Consider the following 17393-nt stretch of genomic DNA (forward strand, 5'->3'; position numbering starts at 1 on the left):
ACGATAGTAAAAAGGCGAACGGATCGCTCCGTTCGCCTTTCGTTCACTGCTACCGCTGACCGCTGACTTACGCCGCGACTGCTTCCTCGGCCGGCGCTTCGTCTTCCACCGATGCGCGGATCAGGTGATCGAATGCCCCGAGCGATGCCTTCGCGCCTTCGCCGACCGCGATCACGATCTGCTTGAACGGCACCGTCGTCACGTCGCCGGCGGCGAACACGCCCGGAACCGAGGTCGCGCCCTTCGCATCGACGACGATTTCGCCGTGCTTCGACAGCTCCACCGTGCCCTTGAGCCACTCGGTGTTCGGCACCAGCCCGATCTGCACGAACACGCCTTCCAGTTCCACGCGGTGGCTCGCGCCCGTCGCGCGGTCCGTGTAGTTCAGGCCGTTGACCTTCTTGCCGTCGCCGGTGATTTCCGTCGTCTGCGCGCTCGTGACGATGGTCACGTTCGGCAGGCTGCGCAGCTTCTTCTGCAGCACCGCGTCAGCGCGCAGTTCCCCGCCGAATTCGAGCAACGTCACCGCCGCCACCACGCCCGCCAGGTCGATCGCCGCCTCGACGCCCGAATTGCCGCCGCCGATCACGGCAACGCGCTTGCCCTTGAAAAGCGGGCCGTCGCAATGCGGGCAGTACGCCACGCCGCGTCCGCGATACTCGCGTTCGCCCGGCACGTTGATTTCGCGCCAGCGCGCGCCGGTCGCCAGCACGATCGTCTTCGCCTTCAGCACCGCGCCGCTCGCCAGTTGCACTTCGTGGATGCGGCCCGGCACCAGCTTCTCGGCGCGCTGCACATCCATCACGTCGACTTCGTAGCTCTTCACGTGCTGTTCGAGCGCCGTGGCGAACTTCGGTCCTTCCGTTTCCTGCACCGAGACGAAGTTCTCGATGGCCATGGTGTCGAGCACCTGACCGCCGAAGCGCTCGGCGACGACGCCCGTCGCGATGCCCTTGCGCGCCGCGTAGATCGCCGCAGCCGCGCCAGCCGGCCCGCCGCCGACGATCAGCACGTCGAACACCGGCTTCTTCTCCAGTTCCTTCGCGGCGCGGGCGGCCGAGCCGCTATCCAGCTTCGCGAGGATTTCCTTCACGCCGCTGCGGCCCTGGCCGAAGCTCTCGCCGTTCAGGAACATCGTCGGCACGGCCATGACCTGACGCTCTTCGACTTCGTTCTGGAAGAGCGCGCCGTCGATCGCGACGTGCTTAATGCGCGGATTGATGATCGCCATCACGTTCAGCGCCTGCACGACCTCCGGGCAGTTCTGGCACGACAGCGAGAAATACGTCTCGAAGCGATAGTCGCCGTCGAGATTGCGAATCTGTTCGATGGTCGCGTCATCCAGCTTGATCGGATGGCCGCCGGTTTGCAGCAGCGCCAGCACGAGCGACGTGAATTCGTGACCCATCGGAATGCCCGCGAACTGAATGCCCGCGCCCTTGCCCGGCTCGCCGATGGTGAACGACGGACGACGCGCGGAGGCGTCCTCTTTCTCGACGACGCTGATCTGCGTCGACAGCGAAGCGATTTCGTCGAGCAGGCCCTTCAGCTCACGCGACTTGTCGCTGTCGTCGAGGAAGGCGACGAGCTCGATCGGCCGGGTGACCTTTTCCAGATAGGCTTTCAACTGATTCTTGAGGTTGGCGTCCAGCATGGCGTTGTCCGTTCCGTGGCGTTGTTCTTGGGATGTTGCGGACACGCTCCGGCACGGCGCGCGAAGCGCCGCATCGAAAGCGTGTTTGGAGCTTCGACCTTGCCGCCGATTCAGCGACAGGGTCCGTGAGGCGCTCGTCGAATGACGAGGCTTAGATCTTGCCGATGAGGTCCAGCGACGGCGTCAGCGTTTCAGCGCCCGGCGTCCACTTGGCGGGGCAGACTTCGCCCGGGTGCGCTGCGACGTATTGCGCGGCCTGCACCTTGCGCAGCAGCTCGCCTGCGTCACGGCCGATGCCGTTGTCATGGATTTCGCACAGCTTGATCTCGCCTTCCGGGTTGATCACGAACGTGCCGCGCAGCGCCAGGCCTTCTTCCTCGATCAGGACGTCGAAGTTGCGCGAGATCGCGAGCGTCGGGTCGCCGATCATCGGATACTGGATCTTGGCGATCGTTTCCGACGTGTCGTGCCATGCCTTGTGCGTGAAGTGCGTATCGGTCGAAACGCCGTAGATTTCGACGCCCAGCTTCTTGAATTCTTCGTAACGATCAGCCAGATCGCCGAGTTCCGTCGGGCAGACGAACGTGAAGTCGGCCGGATAGAACACGAACACGGACCACTTGCCCTTCAGGTTTTCGTCGGTGATGGTCACGAAATCGCCGTTGTGATAAGCGGTGGCCTTGAACGGCTTGACTTGGCTGTTGATGATCGGCATTTAGCAGATTCCTCTAGCTGTGTTGTTGAAGGAGTGAATGGATTATGAACTAAAACTATCAATCCTTGGAAGTGGATTGATTTTATCATTCTAATTGATCTGGGCTATTGTGTCGATCCACCCGTTGCCACCCGTTGCCACCCGTTGCCACCCGGCGGCATCCGGCGGCATCCGGCTTGCGAAGAAGTCTGTCTCAATCGTCCATCAAGAGGTGTTCATGAAGATCGGAATCATTGGAGCAGGAAACATCGGACAGGTTCTGGCCGAGCATTTCACGAAGTGCGGCCATGACGTGAACATTGCCAACTCGCGCGGGCCGGACTCGCTGCGCGACGTCGAGCGCACCACGGGCGCGACCGCCGTCGAGGTGCGCGACGCGGTGAAGGGCGCGGAACTCATCGTCGTGACGATTCCGGAGTCGAAAGTGCCGGATCTGCCGAAGAATCTGTTCGCGGGCGTGCCGGAGAACGTCGTCGTGGTGGATACCGGCAACTACTATCCGCAGCAGCGCGACGGGCGCATCGAGGAGATCGAGAAGGGCATGCCGGAAAGCCGCTGGGTCGAGCAGCAGATCGGCCGGCCGGTGGTGAAGGCGTTCAACAACATCTACGCGGCGCATCTGCGCAAGAACGGCAAGCCGGCGGGCACGCCGGGGCGCATTGCGCTGCCGGTATCGGGCGACGACCATCGCGCGAAGACCATCGTGATGAAGCTGATCGACGAAATCGGCTTCGATGCGGTGGACAACGGCGAAATCGACGACTCGTGGCGTCAGCAGCCCGCGACGCCCGTCTACACGGCGGACCTCGACGCAGCGGGCGTGCGCGAGGCGCTGAAGAAAGCCGATCCGGTGCGCAAGCCCGAATGGCGCGCGACCGACCGCAGTCCCGGCACCTTCGAGAATCCGGCGTGAGCGTCGACTAAGGGAAAGGAGTAAAGCCGGCGCGCGCCGTGCGACAATCTGCAAACTTTCCCGATGGGCCTTACCATGACATGCCGGGCCGGCGCAGCGCACACCGCCGCCGTTCCCGGCATCGTGGACTCGCTGATTGACTATGAAAACCGCTTCTCCCTCGCTGGACGTACAGAACTCTCATCACCGCTTCGGCGAATGCGCCGAATGCGCGGACGTCGAACTGGCCGCGACCGCCACCATTCCGACGCGCTACGGCACCTTCGGTTCGTACGTTTATCGCGTGAAGGAGACGGATGTCGAGCACATCGCGTTCGTGATGGGCGACGTGAGCAACGGCGAGTCCGTGCTCACGCGCCTGCATTCCGAATGCGTGACCGGCGACGTGTTCGGCTCGTATCGCTGCGACTGCGGCGAGCAGCTCGACCTCGCGCTGCGCTATATCGCCGCGGAGAACCGCGGCATCTTGCTGTATCTGCGCGGTCACGAAGGGCGCGGCATCGGCCTCGCGAACAAGATTCGCGCGTATGCGTTGCAGGAGCAGGGGCTGGATACGGTCGATGCCAACCTGCATCTGGGCCTTCCCGACGACGCCCGCGAGTACGACTCCGCCGCCGCCATCCTGCGCGCGATGAACGTGAAGTCGGTGCGGCTGATGAGCAATAACCCGTCGAAGTTCGACACGCTTCTGCGCCACGACATCCCCGTGAGCGAGCGCGTGGCACTCGCCATTCCGATGCGCGAAGAGAACGAGCGCTACATCAAGACGAAGCAGGCGCGCTTCGGCCATTACTTCGACGAGAACGAATAGAGCGCTCGCGCTCGCCTTCGCGCCTCAACGCGCGTCGTGAAAGATCACGCCCAGCATGTGGCGCTTGCCTGACCGCAGGCGGCTGACGCCGTGCCGCATGTTCACGCGATACGCGCCGCGCGTACCGTTCACCGGCCGTTGATGCACGGCGAAGAACACCGCGTCGCCTTGCGCGAGCGGCACGACTTCCACGCGCGACTGCATGCGCGGCCGCTGCTCCGTCATCACGAATTCGCCGCCGGTGAAGTCGCGTCCCGGCGCGGAGAGCAGAATCGCCGTCTGAATCGGGAAGACATGCTCGCCGTATAGGTCCTGATGCAGGCAGTTGTAGTCGCCCGGCACGTAGCGAAGGAGCAGCGGCGTCGGGCGCGTCTGGCCCGCGCGATGGCATCGCTCGATGAACGCCGCGTGTTCGTCCGGATAGCGCGTCTCGATGCGCATGACCTCGTTCCAGCGATTCGCGATTGGCGCCAGATGCCGGTAGGCCGCGCCGCGCACGGCATCGAGCACGTCGGGCAACGGATACGCGAAGTACTTGTACTCGCCGCGACCGAAGCTGTGCCGCTCCATCACCACCCGGCTGCGAAAGCGCGCGTCGTCGTCGTAGAGCGTGGCGAGCGCCGCGCATTCCTCGCGCGAAAAAAGGCCCGGCGCAACGGCCGAGCCCTGGCAGTCGAGTTGCGTGCCTAAATCGTTCCAGTCGAGCGCGTCGATGCGCCCGGGAATGTCCGCGCTCGCGTCGGGTGCGAGCGCGCTGTCCATCGCCTTCATGCAGTTGCTCCGGATGTGCGTGTGCCGGTTCCCACTGTGCGCCTCACGCGCCGCCCGCACACTCCGGGTCTTGCTGCGCCATTCAGCGCGGCGTCGCCACTTCGGTGATGCGGTTCTGCAGCTCCGTCTTGCGCGCCTCGATCTTCTGGCCGAGCGCCGCGACGTCCAGCTTCGTCTTGCGGATTTCCTTGAAGAGCTCCGACTCCTCTTCCTCGACGTGATGCATCACGTTTTCCTTCAGCACGCGGAAGGTCGCGTCGAAGCCTTCGTCGCCGGCCTTCAGTTGCGTGAACTTCTCGATCAGCGTCTTGACGAGGAAGTGCTCGACGTAGGCTTCCTCCACGTCGATCTTCTCGTCGTCGCTGCCGAAGGCTTCGCGCGCGGCCGGATACAGCAGTTCTTCTTCGACGATCGCGTGAATGGTCAGCAGCTCGCAGGCGCGCTGAACGAGCGTCGACTTGCGTTCGAGGTCGTCTTTCGGCGCGCGGTCGAAGGCTTCGAACAACTGTTCGACAGCGCGATGGTCTTCTTCGAGAATCTTGAGCGCGTCGAGCGGTTCTTGTGCGGTGGACATCGGGCTTCTCCTTATGTGTGGCCGGGGCTTCGGACAGCCGCAGGCTCATGGGGTGCCGTCAATCAGCAAGAGCGATGCCCACTCTCGTTCCGCTATGGTCCCGCTTGCGCAGCAGCTTGACGTCCCACCACGCCGGCAGGAGGCGGCGCACGTCGGCGCGGGCGAAACGGTCGTCGATCAGATACAGCACGCCGCGGTCTTGCGGGCCGCGAATCACGCGGCCGGCCGCCTGCACGACCTTCTGCAAGCCGGGGAAAAGATAGGCGTAGGCGTAGCCGTCGCCGAATGCCGCGTGCATGCGCGCCTTCAATTGCTCGTTCACCACGTTCAGTTGCGGCAGCCCCAGCGTCGCGACGAATGCGCCGATGAGCCGCGTTCCCGGCAGATCGATCGCCTCGCCGAACGCGCCGCCGAGCACCGCGAAGCCGATGCCGCGCCCGTCGGGTTCGAAGCGGGCGAGGAACGCGTGCTGGTCGGCCTCGCTCATCCCGCGAGACTGTTGCCAGCAGACGATCGACGGATGACGCCGTTCGAGCGCCGACGCCACTTGCGCGAGATAGTCGAAGCTGCTGAAGAAGCTCAGATAGTTGCCCGGCGCGCGGACGTATTGGGCGGCGATGAGGTCCGCGATGCGGTCGACGGAGCGTTCGCGGTCGCGAAAGCGCGTCGATACGTCGGCGACGGCGCGCACGTCGAGTTGATCGGCGGTGAACGGCGATTCGACGTCGATGCGCACGGTCGTCGCGGGCAAACCGAGCGTGTCGGCGTAGTAATGCGCGGGCGTGAGCGTCGCCGAAAAGAGCGCGACGCTATGGGCGCGGGCGAAGCGCGGCGCGAGATGCGGGCCGGGAATCACGTTGCGCAGGCAGAACACCGCGCGGCCTTTGCCGGACAGCGTGATGTCGAAGATCGAATGCGCGCCGAAACGCTCGGCGATGCGCGTGAAGTGCAGCGCGTCGAAATAGAAGCGCAGCACGTCCGGCGTGAACGCGTCCGGCTGCTCGGCCATCGTTTCGGTGAGCGCCGAGATCGCCTGTCCGAGCGCGCTCAAAAGCGCCGCGGGCGGCTCGTCGTGCGCCGCGTAGTCGATGCCCGCCGCTAGCTGATCGCGGCTCGCGTCGCTGAAACTGCGGCCGACGCGCGCCAGCATCCGTTTGAAAAAGGGCGGCGCGCTGCGGCGCATCGCGTTGAAGGCGGCCTGATCGAGCGACGCCGAATACATGCCGCGCGCCCGTTCGACGAGGTTGTGCGCCTCGTCGACGAGCACGGCCACGCGCCAGCGATTCGCCTCCGCGAGCGCGAAGAGCATGGCGCTCGTGTCGAAGTAATAGTTGTAGTCGCCGACGATCACGTCCGCCCAGCGCGTCAATTCCTGACTCAGGTAGTACGGACAAACGGCGTGCTCGCGCGCCGCATCCGCCACCGACGCGCGATCCAGATGCGCCCGTTGCAGCGCGGCGGCGCGGGCAGCCGGCAGGCGATCGTAGAAGCCGCGCGCCAGCGGGCACGACTCGCCGTGACACGAGCGGTCCGGATGCTCGCACGCCTTGTCGCGCGCGACGAGTTCGACCACGCGCAGCGACTTCGGCGCGGACGTGGCGAGCGTCGCTAGCGCGTCGAGCGCCAACTGGCGGCCCGCGCTTTTCGCGGTCAGAAAGTAAATCTTTTCGAGCTGCTGCGCGGGCCACGCCTTGAGCAGCGGAAACAGCGTGCCGATCGTCTTGCCGATGCCCGTCGGCGCTTCCGCGACGACGCATCGGCCGGACACCGCCGCGCGATACACCGCTTCGGCGAGCGCCCGCTGTCCGGGCCGGAACGCGCCGTGCGGAAAGACGAGCCGGCCAAGCGCCGCATCTCGCGCCGCGCGATGCTGCACTTCCTGCTCCGCCCACGCGATGAACCGCTGGCATTGGGCGTCGAAATGTTCTTTGAGCGCTTCGGCGGTCCGAGTCTCCGTGAGCACGGTCTCCGTCTGATCGACGATATCGAAATACACGAGCGCGATGTCGATGCTGTCGAGCCCGAGCTTGCGACACATGAGATGGCCGTAGACGCGCGCCTGCGCCCAATGCAGATGCCGATGATTCTGCGGCATGGAATCGAGCTTGCCGCGATGCGTCTTGATTTCTTCGAGCCGGTTCCGCGCGGGATCGTAGCCATCCGCCCGGCCACGCACGCGCAACGGGCCGTAGTCTTCGGACAGCGCAATTTCCTTCAGATAACCCGCCAGGCGGCGGCTCGTGACGGTGACGTGGCCCGCCACGCCTTCCTGCGCCGTGGGCGTCGGCGTGAAACGAAGGTCGAGATCGCCTTGCTTCGCGGTGAACTCGCAGAGCGCGCGCACGGCGACGGTGTAGGCGGGCTCGGAAACTGTACGCATGTACAGTAGTCTAGCACGTGGAATAACGGGCTTCGGCCGTGCGTTTAGTGGATGCGGCGTCGATCATGGTCGCCGTCCAACGAACGGAGGCATCTATGAAGTTCGCAAGAATCGTCGTGATCGGTCTGGCGCTGGTGACGTCCGCGCTTGCCGGTTGTCAGACGGACGGCGGCGGCGCATCGTACAACCGCTCGTCCAGTGGGAGCAGCAGCGGCGGCGGCGCGTATTAGAATCGGACGTCTCAGACTCGCGACGGATGGATCGAACGATGGCACCCGACAACGCGCCCGCGGTATCAGGCTGGCATGCGCATGTCTATTTCGACGCCGCGAGCCGCGACGCCGCATGGCAGTTTCGGCAGGTGATCGCAGAGCGGTTCGCCGGCGACATCGAAAGCGGCGCGCTGACGCTCGGCCGCTTTCACGAACGTCCGGTTGGACCTCATCCGCTATGGTCTTTTCAGCTCGGATTCCGCAGCGAGCGACTGGCGGCGATGCTCGAATGGCTCGCGCTGAATCACGGCGAACTGGATGTGTTCATGCATCCGAATACGGGCGACGATCTGCGCGACCATCGCGATTCGGCGGTCTGGATCGGCCATTCGCACGAACTCGTGCTCACGGCCTTTTCCCGCTAGCACGCGAAGCGGAGCGCGTCCGCCTCGCGCGCGATGCTTAGTTGATGCTTACTTCTTCGTGCCAGCCGGCTTGTTCGAGACGACGCGCACGGCGGGCGGCGTCGGCAAGCTGGCGGTCGCGGTTGCGCTCGCCTCGGTCTGCGCGGCTTCCACGACCTGGCGCGTCGAAGTGCGCGCTGCTTCGTAGGCCGAGTTCGCCGATTGCGTGGCCGAGTCGATGACGGATTTCCACGCCGACACGACCGCCTCGCTGCCGAGCGGCGCGCTCGTGACGAGGCTTTCGACGATCGCCTGCGCGTTGCGCTGCGACTTCTCCAATTGGTCCTGCGCCGCTTGCATGTAGGCGCCGCGCACGCCAGTAGCGATTTCGTTCACGTCCTGCCAATAGGCTTGCGCGCGCTGCGCGTTCGCTTGCATGCGGGCGTTCTGAACGGCGAAGAACTCCTGAATATCGCGGACGGAGAAGCTCTTGCCGATGAATTCCTGCTGCTCCGATAGAGCAGTCCGCAAAGTGCGAACGTTCAGATCGATCAGTTTTTCGAAGCCCTGAACCGCCTGAGTGGCGAATCCGAAGGTGGCATCCAAGCCGGCCCGCTGGGTCGCGAGAAAGGTTTCTGGCGCAAGACTGCTCATGCTGGACTCCATTAGAAGTTGCTTCAGTTACGCGTGATTGTGCAGCGCAGCGAACGACTCATTCTAGAGAAAAGATAATGCCTGTCAATTCCCATTTTCAGGCATCACGATAATCGGCTAATTGCGCGGGTGAACTCGGCTTGCATTAATCGGTATTAAACGGTGATGTAATTCGCAGGCGATTTAATTGCACGATCGTCCGTATTAATGACGAGAACCGTATGGGGCCGGAAAAGGGTAAACACCGACGCGCTCAAACGCCGATGCGTTATTTCCCCACTTGACGCTTCCCCTTGCCACTTGAAAGAATTCGGCCTTGCGTTTCGCAGCACGCACGCAGCGAGGAATTGCCTGTCACTGAGCCGTCACCGTGACTTCGTAAGATTCCGACCTGCGCGAATATCAGCCGGCGCTGAACGGCGAAAATATAAAACGAGAGAGTTGAAGCAACATGGGCCGACATACCCAAACCATCGGACACCTTGAACGTAGTCACGAAGACAACACCCTGCGGCGCGCAATGGCCGCGCGACTCGACCGCGCGATGCAACGCGCCAACGTGAGCTCCGCCAAAGCGGCCAAATGGGTCGATGCGAGCGAACACGACGTGCAGTTCTGGCGGCGCGGCATTACGGTGCCGCCGCTTCACGCATTCAACCGCATCGCTCATGCGCTCGATGTCGACGTGCATTGGCTCTGCACCGGCCAGACGCACGCAGCCTGAAACCTCGCTCCTAAAATCGGCGGGCGTCGGTCCGCCGCTTATTTGCGGCCGTGCATCAGCACGGTGCCGATTCCACTCGCGGCGATCACGCACATGCCGGCCGTCATCCACGCGTCCGGCGCCTGTCCGAACAGCAGCCAGCTAAAGCACGATGCGAACGCGAGCTGCGCGTACGAGAAGGGCATAAGCACCGCGAGCGGCGCGCGCCGCAAAGCCTGAAGCATCAGCAATTGGCCGCCGGTGGCCATCGTCGCCATGAACGCGACGAGCAGCCAACTGCCGGCGCCGACGCGCGCGAGTTCCGGCAGTAGCTGCGCCTGATCGGCCCAGACGAGCGCGCACAGCACGACCGTCGCGACGAGCGCGGTCAGGAAGTTGGTCGTGATCGCGTCGTCCACGCGCGACAGGTGGCTCGATACCACCTGAAAGCACGCGAAGCTCGTCGCGGAACCGATCGGCAAGATAACCGACCAGGTGAAATCGCTGCCGCCCGGCCGCACGATCAACAACATGCCGACGAAACCGAGCACGACCATCGCCCATTTGCCGCGCGAGACGTGGTCCTTCAGGACGAGCGCGGCGAGCAGCGTCGAGATCAGCGGCGCGAGCATCGCAAGGGACGTGGTGACGGGAAGCGGCAAGTAGCGCAGGGCGGCGAACGTGCATGCGGAGTTCGTCAGCAGCAGCAGCGCCCGGACGATTTGCAGTTTGAGACTGCCGGTATGGAAGGTGCGAAAGAGGCCGAACGCGCCGCGTCGCGCCTGCCAGACGCCGAGTACGATCATCTGGAACAGATAGCGCACCCACAGCAGCGCGACGACCGGGACCGCAGCGCCGATCAGCTTGACCGTGGAATCGCTCGCCGCGAAGGCGGCCGTGGTCAGAATCATGATCGCGATGCCGGCACCGGCGTTGTCCGTCGCTACCGCGTACCGTGCCTTGCCCTCTAAGGTCGCCATCGAGTGTTCGCCGGTTGGTCATCCGTGAATCAGGACGGCGCTTTTAAGCCGTTGCTTCCATTCTGCGTACATCGACAGAAGCTGGCAAGGCGACAGTCAGCTTCCGCGAGCGGCTGTTGTGCCTTGGTCACGGCACTAAAAAATGTACTGGACGGTTCACTCTGAATGATTTCGCGATCGCCTGCGCCTCGAAAAAAAGCGGAACGCCGCACGCGATTATTTGCGCGAAAGGCTTTGCTCTCCACGGATTGCCGCCTAGACTTAAAGTAATTTCTCAACGCTGCGGCGGGGAGACCACGACGAGAGCCAGACCGAGAGAAATGGTGCGTCTGCTCGCTACGCTGCGGCGTTCCGCGCAATGCCGTGCGCTGCGCGCGGCGGCGGCACAGGAGGCGGTGCGTCTCGCACAGCAGGAAGCGGAAGAGGAAGAGGCCGATGAGGCCGAGCCCGATTCGGCGTCATCCGGCGAAGCCGACACGGCTGGCGTCGAAACCACGCACCGGCGCATGCATTAGAGCCACGGACGCCGTGCTTTAAGCGCGCGCGTGGTTTCGGTAAGGAGAAAAGCGCCAGTGACCGGCCGGGTCCTTCACGGCAACTGCGCCGTGCTCATGTAGCATGTCGCCGATCGCGCCGGGTTTGATGTCGTCGGTCATACGGATGATGAGCAGCGTGCGTTCGCGGCAACTGTCGTCGGATGCGGCGGGAACGGGCGGCCGCGGCGCGAGCGGCTCGCGCGGAGCGAAGCGGTTGTGCGCGCCGACCACGCCCTGATGCTCGCCATGCGCGACGTACTCGGCCTCATCCTCTTCGTGCGATGGCATCGCGAGCGCTTTGAGTTGCGCGTCGCCGTGGCCCGCGCGATACAGATGCGCGTCGTCCCGCGACAGTCCCGCCGTTTGCAGCGCGCGCAGCGCCTCGTGTCCATCGCGATACGAGTCGAACACGCCTACGATTACCTGATTCGTCTGGTTTGCCGTCTGATGCATCGTCGCCCTCCGTCGGCCCGCGCAAACGCAGGTCGCCTGTTCGCGCCGTTATCGCGGGCGGGCGTCGCTGACCGGGATCGAACGACGGCGCCTGGCGATACATGCGCGTGTGTTGATCGTAAGACGAATGGAGCAACGGCCGTTCCCGCACGGGTGGACCTTTGGGCGGCGCCGCACTGGCAATTTTGCCGGGTTGCGACCCCAACGCGGATCGCCTAAAGTGTCTAACTTCTTTTTAGACTCCGCGTGCCGCCAGCGGTGCGCCCCTCGCGAGGCCCGAATGACGACGAAAGCATGCGCGTGGATCTTCGTGCTGTGGGCAGCGAGCGCGGGTCCGGCGTGGGCGGCGCAGTGCTACGCCGACGGCGATATCGTCACGCTCGAAGGCACGGTGACGCGTCAGGCCACGCATCAGACCGACCCGGCAGCGAAGCCAGCGTGGGTGCTGTCGCTGGGAAGCCCGGTATGCGTCGTCAATGCGGGCAGCGGGCAGCAGGGCGGACGGCAGCAGTCGAACGTGTCGGCAGTACAGATTATCGACGCCGAGCCCGGCGAGAACGCGCGCGTTCAACTCACGGGCAAACTGGTCACGGGCAACGTGAGCGCGTATTACGCGGTGCCGACGGCAATCTGGGTGCTCAAACAGCGCGTCCTGTCGGGACAGTAGTAATCGCGGCCGTCAGGCGGCTTTGGCGCGCGCCCGGCAGAATTGCGCGACGACCCATTGCAGCGGGCGTTCGTCGAGCTTGCGCTCTTCGGCGAAGCGCATGATGGCGTCGAGTTGCTGGCCGCTGCAACGAAAGGCCTCGCGGCGCGGTACGGAATGTTTGTTGATGTGCTTGGTCATGGCAATCCCTTTTTGCTTGGTTCTCAACGGACCTTGGGACCTTCCCCGGAGGGCAGGCTGGCCGAACGGTGACCCGTCCGTGCGCCTGCTGCTTTCGTCATTAGGCCGGATCGCGGCGATCCTGACCGGCTGCTAGCGCACATAGTCACCAGAACACTTGACTTTCCGCAAAGCGTGGGCCTGGGGCCGCGCTTGACGTCGGCGCGCGTGGAATTTTCTAATCCGCTCAGTCGTTTAGCGTTTCACCAAGGCAATGAGGGATGCCGTCGCGGCATGCGACGGGCGAGGGACAAGAGCAGAGCGCTAGCTGATGTTGGTCGCGCGTCGACGACTCCACCAAAGTCTCGCGTCACCGAAAACATAGTGGGGAGAGCGCCAATATTGGCGTCGTTTTCGCGCCTCTATAATCGGCGCCATTCCGACTAGCGCGCCCCGAAGCACCGATGAGCACGACCGCACCCTTTGCCGGCAGCGCCTCGCCTCGCGCGTTCGAGGACATCGCGTCGCCCCGTGCCTCCGCCTTGCAGGACATGCTCGCGCATTTCGCGCTGCTCGCGCCGGTGTTCGATGCCATGCCCGACATCGTGTTCTTCGTGAAAGACCGCGAAGCGCGTTACGCCATGGTCAACAGCACGCTCGCCCGGCGCTGCGGCCACAAGGACGACAAGACCGCGCTCATCGGCAAGACCGCCGAAGACGTGTTTCCGCGCCGCTTCGGGCGGATCTACACGGCGCAGGATCAGGCGATCATCGCGCAGGGCGTGCAACTGATCGATCAGCTGGAGTTGCATCTGTACCCCGGACGCGAGCCCGGCTGGTGCATGACGTGCAAGCAGCCGCTGCACGATGCAGAGGGGCGTATCGTCGGGCTGGCCGGCATCTCGCGCGACTTGCAGGCGGCCGAAAGCACGCACCCGGCGTATAGCCGGCTCGCGGCCGTCGTGCAGCACATTCAGGAAAATTACGTGCAGCCGCTCAATATGCGCGACCTCGCGAAAATGGCCGACATGTCCATCGCGCAACTCGAACGGTACTTCCACAAGGTCTTCCATTTGACGCCGCGGCAAGTGCTGCTCAAGACGCGGCTCGATGCCGCCACCGCGCTCTTGGTGACGCACGACAAAGTGACCGATGTCGCCGCGCTTTGCGGCTACACGGACCACAGCGCCTTTACGCGCCAGTTCAAGGCGACCGTCGGCATCACCCCGACGGAATATCGGGCGCTGGTGCAGACGAACGCGCCGCGCGTCGAACAGTATGCAAACGTCTGACGGTAGAACGGGCGCGGCGCATGCCGGAATTACCGGCGGATGTGCCGTTACGGTGCAGGCACATACGTCCGAAACACGCGATGCGCCGCCTGACGGGGCTAAAACGTACGTCGGTCCGTTTTTTGCTCGATAAGAATTGCTGGGACACGGCGGCCGGGCAGCATTTCACGCCGGCGGGTGCCCGGACACCGCGAGACGTTCAGCACCGGCGCACGCGCGGCGAAAAATACGGTGCGTCCGGAATTCCCGCCGCGATTTTCTGTCAATCGCCACGCAAGCGCGCGACGGTCGGCAGAGGGTAGTGAAGCGGCGAGCCGTGGAGACCGTGCGCGAGAATTCCGTTTTAGGCAGTTGAAAAGAACATGATGAACGAAGTGGCAAGACTGGGGCATGCGCGGATCGTACTCATCGAAGACGATCCCGAAAGCAGAGAATCACTGCAGATGTTGCTGGAAGAAGAAGGCGCGCAAGTCGTCGCCGTGGCCGACGCCGAAGACGGCGCGGAAACCGCGACCCGTGTGCTGCCCGATGCGGTGATCTGCGATCTCGACCTTCCTGGAATGGACGGTTTCTATCTTATCCAACGTTTGCGCGACCACGAAATACGCGGGAATCTGCCGCCTTCGGTCGCCATCGCGCTCACCGGGCACGACGGCGACGAGTACCGATTACGCAGCATCGGCGAGGGCTTTCAGCACTTCATGACCAAGCCCGCGCACCCGGACGAACTCGTCACGCTGATTCAGGACGCGCTCAACGCGCGTGTCGTGACCTGACACAGGAAGCGCCGCGCGACACAGCGCGGCGCTCGCCTTGCAGGACGCTATGAACGGTCGCGGTTGCGCGCCCGCGTGGCGCCCGTGATGACGGCGATTCCCAGCAGAATGACGGCCACGATGGCGATGGTGTGCTGCGCCACGTGCATGGCGACGAGCGCCCACGACACGCCGCCGATCAGAATGAGCCAGCCCACGAGATAGATGATCAAGGTCATCGGGTTCTCCTTTTACTTGTCGGAATAGTCAGGATAGGCACAATGCGCTGCCGCGCGCCATCCTCTGCCTGCAAGAGTCGTACCGTCCGGCACAACGCGAAGACATGCTCACCGTCCATCACCTGAACAACTCCCGCTCGCAACGCGTGCTGTGGATGCTCGAAGAACTCGGCGTCCCCTACGAGATCGAGCGATACCAGCGCGATCCGCAGACGATGCTCGCGCCGCCCGAACTGCGCGCCGTGCATCCGCTCGGGAAGTCGCCCGTCGTGACGGACGGCGCGCTAACCATCGCAGAGTCCGGGGCGATCATCGAATATCTGGTGGACCGCTACGGCGGAGGGCGCTTTGCGCCGCCGCACGGGGCGGCGCCTCAGCGCGTGCGCTACAACTACTGGATGCATTACGCGGAAGGCTCGGCCATGCCGCCACTCCTGCTCAAGCTCGTGGCGTCGCGAATCGGAAAGGCGAAGATGCCGTTCTTCGCGAGGCCCATTGCCCGGCGCATCGGCGAGACGTTGCAGCGCGGTTTCATCGACCCGCAACTCAAGCTGCATTTCAGCTATATCGAAGGCGAACTCGCGAAGACGCCGTGGTTCGCGGGCGATACCTTCAGCGCCGCCGATGTTCAGATGAGCTTCCCGCTCGAAGCCGGCAGCCAGCGCGCGGGCGCGAAGGATTGGCCGCATATTCGCGCGTTTCTCGAACGCATTCACGCGCGGCCGGCTTATCGGCGCGCCCTGGAGCGCGGCGGCCGCTACGACTACGCAGGCTAGCCGCCCGCGCAGGAAAGCGCCGCGCGTTGCGTACAATAAGGCGCACCAAGCGCCGCTTCCCTAGCCGCGCGTTTCGTCGCAAGTCCCTCACGCTCAAAGGCAACGCATGGCCCGAATCGTTCCCGACGACTGGAAGAACCTCGAAGCGACCGGCGCCGCGGCGCGCGAACTGGAGACGCTCGCGCAACTCGAAAAGCTGCCCGACGACTACACGGTCTATCACGGCGTCCACTGGACGCGCATCAACGAAGGCTTCTCGGTTTTCGGCGAGGCGGATTTCGTCGTGGTCGCGCCGTCGGGCCGCGTGCTGATGATCGAGATGAAGGCCGGTTTCCTGCGCGAAACGGGCGCGGGGCTCGTCAAGGTCTATCTGCAAAAGGAGCGCAATGTCGCCATCCAGCTTGCGCGCACGCTGGAAAACCTGCACCGGCGCTTCACGGCGGCGTTCGGCGCGGGGACGTATCGCATCGAGGAACTGCTGTATTGCCCCGACTACACGGTGAAAGACGCGGCGATCGCGGGCGTGCCGCCGGGCCGTATCGTCGATGCAAGCCGCAAGGCGCAGCTTGCGCGCGTCGTGCTGGAGATTCTGCCGCCCGACGAGCCGCGCTTCGAAGCGGCTGCGCGCATCCACCACTTTCTCGCCGATGAACTCTCGCTCACGCCGGACACGAACGCGCTCGTCGGCGCGGCGAACACGCTCGTCACGCGGCTGTCGGGCGGACTCGCGACGTGGGCGAGGCGCCTCGAATTCGAGCCGTTCCGTCTGCGCGTGATCGCGACGGCGGGCGCAGGCAAGACGCAACTCGCCGTGCGCGTGATGCGCGACGCGCTGGCCGCCGGCAAGAGCGTGCTCTACGTCTGCTTCAACCGGCCGCTCGCGGACCATATTCGCGCGATCGCGCCGAAAGACGCGAAGATCGCGAACTATCATCAACTGAGCGCAGCCGTTGCGCGGGATGCGGGCAGCCCGCCGGATTTCAGCCAGCCCAACGTCTTCGCGACGCTCGAAGAACGCTTCGCGGCCGTGCCCGTGCCGGAGCACTGGAAGACGGATGTGCTGATCGTCGACGAGGGCCAGGATTTTCAGGCCGCGTGGGTCGAGGCGCTCGAACGGCTGCTCAAGCCCGATGCGGCGTGGTGGTGGCTCGAAGATCCGATGCAGAACCTCTATCTGCGCGAGCCGGTGCCGCTGCCCGGCTGGACCATCCTGCGCGAAACCACCAACTATCGCAGTCCGCGTGACCTGCTTGGCTTTATTCGCAAGATCGTCGGACCGGATGTGCGGCTCGATGCGGGCAGTCCGTTCGACGGCTCGGACGTCACCGTCTCGACCTACGCGGACGGGCAGCCCGACGAAGTCATCGAAGCCACGAAGCGCGCCATCACGCACGCGCTCTCGCTCGGCTTTCGCAAGCAGGACATCGCGGTGCTGTCGTTTCGCGGGCGCGAGGGTTCGGCGCTCACGGCCGTGGATCATCTCGGACCGCACCGGCTGCGCGCGTTCACGGGAACGTATGATCTCTTCGGCAATCCTGAGTATCGCGAGGGCGACGTGCTTCTGGAGTCGATCTATCGCTTCAAGGGGCAATCCGCGCCGTGCGTGATCCTCACCGAAGTCGACTTCGACACGCTCGACGATCAGGCGGCGCGCAAAGTGTTCGTCGGCGCGACGCGGGCGACGATGAAGCTCATCGTGGTCGCCTCCGAACGCGCGACGCACGCGATGGAAGCGTTGCGCTAGG

General features: G+C 64.3%; 21 protein-coding genes. 11 read left to right on the plus strand and 10 right to left on the minus strand.

Annotated features, from left to right (window positions below; genetic code table 11):
• Nucleotides 1–67: 67 nt before the first annotated feature.
• Complete coding sequence (ahpF, locus tag LDZ24_RS15845; protein WP_248323161.1) at nucleotides 68–1654, minus strand: alkyl hydroperoxide reductase subunit F; 1587 nt, start codon at nucleotides 1652–1654, stop codon at nucleotides 68–70.
• A gap of 151 nt (nucleotides 1655–1805) precedes the next feature.
• Nucleotides 1806–2369 (minus strand): alkyl hydroperoxide reductase subunit C, encoded by a 564-nt coding sequence (ahpC, locus tag LDZ24_RS15850; protein WP_175941980.1) that lies wholly within the window; start codon nucleotides 2367–2369, stop codon nucleotides 1806–1808.
• Between the two features lie 217 nt (nucleotides 2370–2586).
• On the opposite strand from ahpC, the gene LDZ24_RS15855 reads away from it, so the two are divergent.
• Nucleotides 2587–3282, plus strand: a complete 696-nt coding sequence (locus tag LDZ24_RS15855) for an NADPH-dependent F420 reductase (protein ID WP_175941978.1) — start codon at nucleotides 2587–2589, stop codon at nucleotides 3280–3282.
• 142 nt (nucleotides 3283–3424) lie between these two features.
• Nucleotides 3425–4093 (plus strand): GTP cyclohydrolase II, encoded by a 669-nt coding sequence (gene ribA / locus LDZ24_RS15860; protein ID WP_244850281.1) that lies wholly within the window; start codon nucleotides 3425–3427, stop codon nucleotides 4091–4093.
• A 24-nt stretch (nucleotides 4094–4117) separates the two neighbouring features.
• On the opposite strand, the gene LDZ24_RS15865 is transcribed toward ribA, so the two are convergent.
• From LDZ24_RS15865 to LDZ24_RS15875, 3 genes are all read right to left on the minus strand, one after another.
• On the minus strand, nucleotides 4118–4855 hold the full coding sequence (locus LDZ24_RS15865) for a 2OG-Fe(II) oxygenase (protein WP_371747462.1): 738 nt from the start codon (nucleotides 4853–4855) through the stop codon (nucleotides 4118–4120).
• A gap of 91 nt (nucleotides 4856–4946) precedes the next feature.
• A complete protein-coding gene (locus LDZ24_RS15870; protein ID WP_175941974.1) occupies nucleotides 4947–5438 on the minus strand; it encodes a hemerythrin domain-containing protein in 492 nt (163 codons plus the stop codon).
• 58 nt (nucleotides 5439–5496) lie between these two features.
• Complete coding sequence (locus LDZ24_RS15875; protein WP_248323163.1) at nucleotides 5497–7818, minus strand: ATP-dependent DNA helicase; 2322 nt, start codon at nucleotides 7816–7818, stop codon at nucleotides 5497–5499.
• Between the two features lie 95 nt (nucleotides 7819–7913).
• Between LDZ24_RS15875 and LDZ24_RS27985 the strand changes: the two genes are divergently transcribed.
• Both LDZ24_RS27985 and LDZ24_RS15880 read left to right on the plus strand, forming a co-directional pair.
• Nucleotides 7914–8048 carry a hypothetical protein gene (locus LDZ24_RS27985; protein ID WP_256465410.1) on the plus strand — a complete coding sequence of 45 codons (135 nt, stop codon included), beginning with the start codon at nucleotides 7914–7916 and terminating at the stop codon, nucleotides 8046–8048.
• Nucleotides 8049–8086: 38 nt separating this feature from the next.
• On the plus strand, nucleotides 8087–8455 hold the full coding sequence (locus LDZ24_RS15880; RefSeq protein WP_248323164.1) for a DOPA 4,5-dioxygenase family protein: 369 nt from the start codon (nucleotides 8087–8089) through the stop codon (nucleotides 8453–8455).
• Nucleotides 8456–8503: 48 nt separating this feature from the next.
• On the opposite strand, the gene LDZ24_RS15885 is transcribed toward LDZ24_RS15880, so the two are convergent.
• Nucleotides 8504–9088: a phasin family protein gene (locus LDZ24_RS15885; protein ID WP_248323165.1), complete on the minus strand. Its 585-nt coding sequence runs from the start codon at nucleotides 9086–9088 to the stop codon at nucleotides 8504–8506.
• A 451-nt stretch (nucleotides 9089–9539) separates the two neighbouring features.
• On the opposite strand from LDZ24_RS15885, the gene LDZ24_RS15890 reads away from it, so the two are divergent.
• The gene (locus LDZ24_RS15890; RefSeq protein WP_248323166.1) at nucleotides 9540–9812 is read left to right on the plus strand and encodes an XRE family transcriptional regulator; all 273 of its coding nucleotides are present in this window, start codon (nucleotides 9540–9542) and stop codon (nucleotides 9810–9812) included.
• A gap of 38 nt (nucleotides 9813–9850) precedes the next feature.
• On the opposite strand, the gene LDZ24_RS15895 is transcribed toward LDZ24_RS15890, so the two are convergent.
• Nucleotides 9851–10771, minus strand: a complete 921-nt coding sequence (locus LDZ24_RS15895; protein ID WP_248323167.1) for a DMT family transporter — start codon at nucleotides 10769–10771, stop codon at nucleotides 9851–9853.
• A 320-nt stretch (nucleotides 10772–11091) separates the two neighbouring features.
• Between LDZ24_RS15895 and LDZ24_RS15900 the strand changes: the two genes are divergently transcribed.
• The gene (locus tag LDZ24_RS15900) at nucleotides 11092–11286 is read left to right on the plus strand and encodes a hypothetical protein (RefSeq protein ID WP_248323168.1); all 195 of its coding nucleotides are present in this window, start codon (nucleotides 11092–11094) and stop codon (nucleotides 11284–11286) included.
• Nucleotides 11287–11304: 18 nt separating this feature from the next.
• Here the strand turns inward: LDZ24_RS15900 and LDZ24_RS15905 are convergent, their stop codons facing one another.
• Nucleotides 11305–11760: a hypothetical protein gene (locus LDZ24_RS15905; protein ID WP_248323169.1), complete on the minus strand. Its 456-nt coding sequence runs from the start codon at nucleotides 11758–11760 to the stop codon at nucleotides 11305–11307.
• A 280-nt stretch (nucleotides 11761–12040) separates the two neighbouring features.
• Between LDZ24_RS15905 and LDZ24_RS15910 the strand changes: the two genes are divergently transcribed.
• A complete protein-coding gene (locus LDZ24_RS15910) occupies nucleotides 12041–12427 on the plus strand; it encodes a hypothetical protein (RefSeq protein WP_248323170.1) in 387 nt (128 codons plus the stop codon).
• A 12-nt stretch (nucleotides 12428–12439) separates the two neighbouring features.
• Here LDZ24_RS15910 and LDZ24_RS15915 read toward each other — a convergent pair whose 3' ends face one another.
• A complete protein-coding gene (locus LDZ24_RS15915) occupies nucleotides 12440–12607 on the minus strand; it encodes a hypothetical protein (protein ID WP_248323171.1) in 168 nt (55 codons plus the stop codon).
• Between the two features lie 443 nt (nucleotides 12608–13050).
• Here LDZ24_RS15915 and LDZ24_RS15920 point away from each other — a divergent pair, with 443 nt between their 5' ends.
• A complete protein-coding gene (locus tag LDZ24_RS15920) occupies nucleotides 13051–13878 on the plus strand; it encodes a helix-turn-helix domain-containing protein (protein ID WP_371747450.1) in 828 nt (275 codons plus the stop codon).
• Nucleotides 13879–14240: 362 nt separating this feature from the next.
• Nucleotides 14241–14654 carry a response regulator gene (locus tag LDZ24_RS15925; protein ID WP_175941956.1) on the plus strand — a complete coding sequence of 138 codons (414 nt, stop codon included), beginning with the start codon at nucleotides 14241–14243 and terminating at the stop codon, nucleotides 14652–14654.
• 47 nt (nucleotides 14655–14701) lie between these two features.
• Here LDZ24_RS15925 and LDZ24_RS15930 read toward each other — a convergent pair whose 3' ends face one another.
• Entirely contained in the window at nucleotides 14702–14872 is a 171-nt protein-coding gene (locus tag LDZ24_RS15930; protein WP_175941955.1) for a hypothetical protein, read from the minus strand.
• Between the two features lie 104 nt (nucleotides 14873–14976).
• Between LDZ24_RS15930 and LDZ24_RS15935 the strand changes: the two genes are divergently transcribed.
• A complete protein-coding gene (locus tag LDZ24_RS15935; protein ID WP_248323172.1) occupies nucleotides 14977–15648 on the plus strand; it encodes a glutathione S-transferase family protein in 672 nt (223 codons plus the stop codon).
• Nucleotides 15649–15754: 106 nt separating this feature from the next.
• A complete protein-coding gene (locus LDZ24_RS15940; RefSeq protein ID WP_248323173.1) occupies nucleotides 15755–17392 on the plus strand; it encodes an ATP-binding domain-containing protein in 1638 nt (545 codons plus the stop codon).
• Nucleotide 17393 lies beyond the last annotated feature (1 nt).

The sequence above is a fragment of the Caballeronia sp. Sq4a genome (assembly GCF_023170545.1).
Lineage (GTDB): Bacteria > Pseudomonadota > Gammaproteobacteria > Burkholderiales > Burkholderiaceae > Caballeronia.

Excerpts from the sequence above, each read along its gene's own strand:
- ahpF (WP_248323161.1), bottom strand. The coding sequence starts at position 1,654 with ATGCTGGACGCCAACCTCAAGAATCAGTTGAAAGCCTATCTGGAAAAG.
- ahpC (WP_175941980.1), bottom strand. The coding sequence starts at position 2,369 with ATGCCGATCATCAACAGCCAAGTCAAGCCGTTCAAGGCCACCGCTTAT.
- LDZ24_RS15855 (WP_175941978.1), top strand. The coding sequence starts at position 2,587 with ATGAAGATCGGAATCATTGGAGCAGGAAACATCGGACAGGTTCTGGCC.
- ribA (WP_244850281.1), top strand. The coding sequence starts at position 3,425 with ATGAAAACCGCTTCTCCCTCGCTGGACGTACAGAACTCTCATCACCGC.
- LDZ24_RS15865 (WP_371747462.1), bottom strand. The coding sequence starts at position 4,855 with ATGGACAGCGCGCTCGCACCCGACGCGAGCGCGGACATTCCCGGGCGC.
- LDZ24_RS15870 (WP_175941974.1), bottom strand. The coding sequence starts at position 5,438 with ATGTCCACCGCACAAGAACCGCTCGACGCGCTCAAGATTCTCGAAGAA.
- LDZ24_RS15875 (WP_248323163.1), bottom strand. The coding sequence starts at position 7,818 with ATGCGTACAGTTTCCGAGCCCGCCTACACCGTCGCCGTGCGCGCGCTC.
- LDZ24_RS27985 (WP_256465410.1), top strand. The coding sequence starts at position 7,914 with ATGAAGTTCGCAAGAATCGTCGTGATCGGTCTGGCGCTGGTGACGTCC.
- LDZ24_RS15880 (WP_248323164.1), top strand. The coding sequence starts at position 8,087 with ATGGCACCCGACAACGCGCCCGCGGTATCAGGCTGGCATGCGCATGTC.
- LDZ24_RS15885 (WP_248323165.1), bottom strand. The coding sequence starts at position 9,088 with ATGAGCAGTCTTGCGCCAGAAACCTTTCTCGCGACCCAGCGGGCCGGC.
- LDZ24_RS15890 (WP_248323166.1), top strand. The coding sequence starts at position 9,540 with ATGGGCCGACATACCCAAACCATCGGACACCTTGAACGTAGTCACGAA.
- LDZ24_RS15895 (WP_248323167.1), bottom strand. The coding sequence starts at position 10,771 with ATGGCGACCTTAGAGGGCAAGGCACGGTACGCGGTAGCGACGGACAAC.
- LDZ24_RS15900 (WP_248323168.1), top strand. The coding sequence starts at position 11,092 with ATGGTGCGTCTGCTCGCTACGCTGCGGCGTTCCGCGCAATGCCGTGCG.
- LDZ24_RS15905 (WP_248323169.1), bottom strand. The coding sequence starts at position 11,760 with ATGCATCAGACGGCAAACCAGACGAATCAGGTAATCGTAGGCGTGTTC.
- LDZ24_RS15910 (WP_248323170.1), top strand. The coding sequence starts at position 12,041 with ATGACGACGAAAGCATGCGCGTGGATCTTCGTGCTGTGGGCAGCGAGC.
- LDZ24_RS15915 (WP_248323171.1), bottom strand. The coding sequence starts at position 12,607 with ATGACCAAGCACATCAACAAACATTCCGTACCGCGCCGCGAGGCCTTT.
- LDZ24_RS15920 (WP_371747450.1), top strand. The coding sequence starts at position 13,051 with ATGAGCACGACCGCACCCTTTGCCGGCAGCGCCTCGCCTCGCGCGTTC.
- LDZ24_RS15925 (WP_175941956.1), top strand. The coding sequence starts at position 14,241 with ATGATGAACGAAGTGGCAAGACTGGGGCATGCGCGGATCGTACTCATC.
- LDZ24_RS15930 (WP_175941955.1), bottom strand. The coding sequence starts at position 14,872 with ATGACCTTGATCATCTATCTCGTGGGCTGGCTCATTCTGATCGGCGGC.
- LDZ24_RS15935 (WP_248323172.1), top strand. The coding sequence starts at position 14,977 with ATGCTCACCGTCCATCACCTGAACAACTCCCGCTCGCAACGCGTGCTG.
- LDZ24_RS15940 (WP_248323173.1), top strand. The coding sequence starts at position 15,755 with ATGGCCCGAATCGTTCCCGACGACTGGAAGAACCTCGAAGCGACCGGC.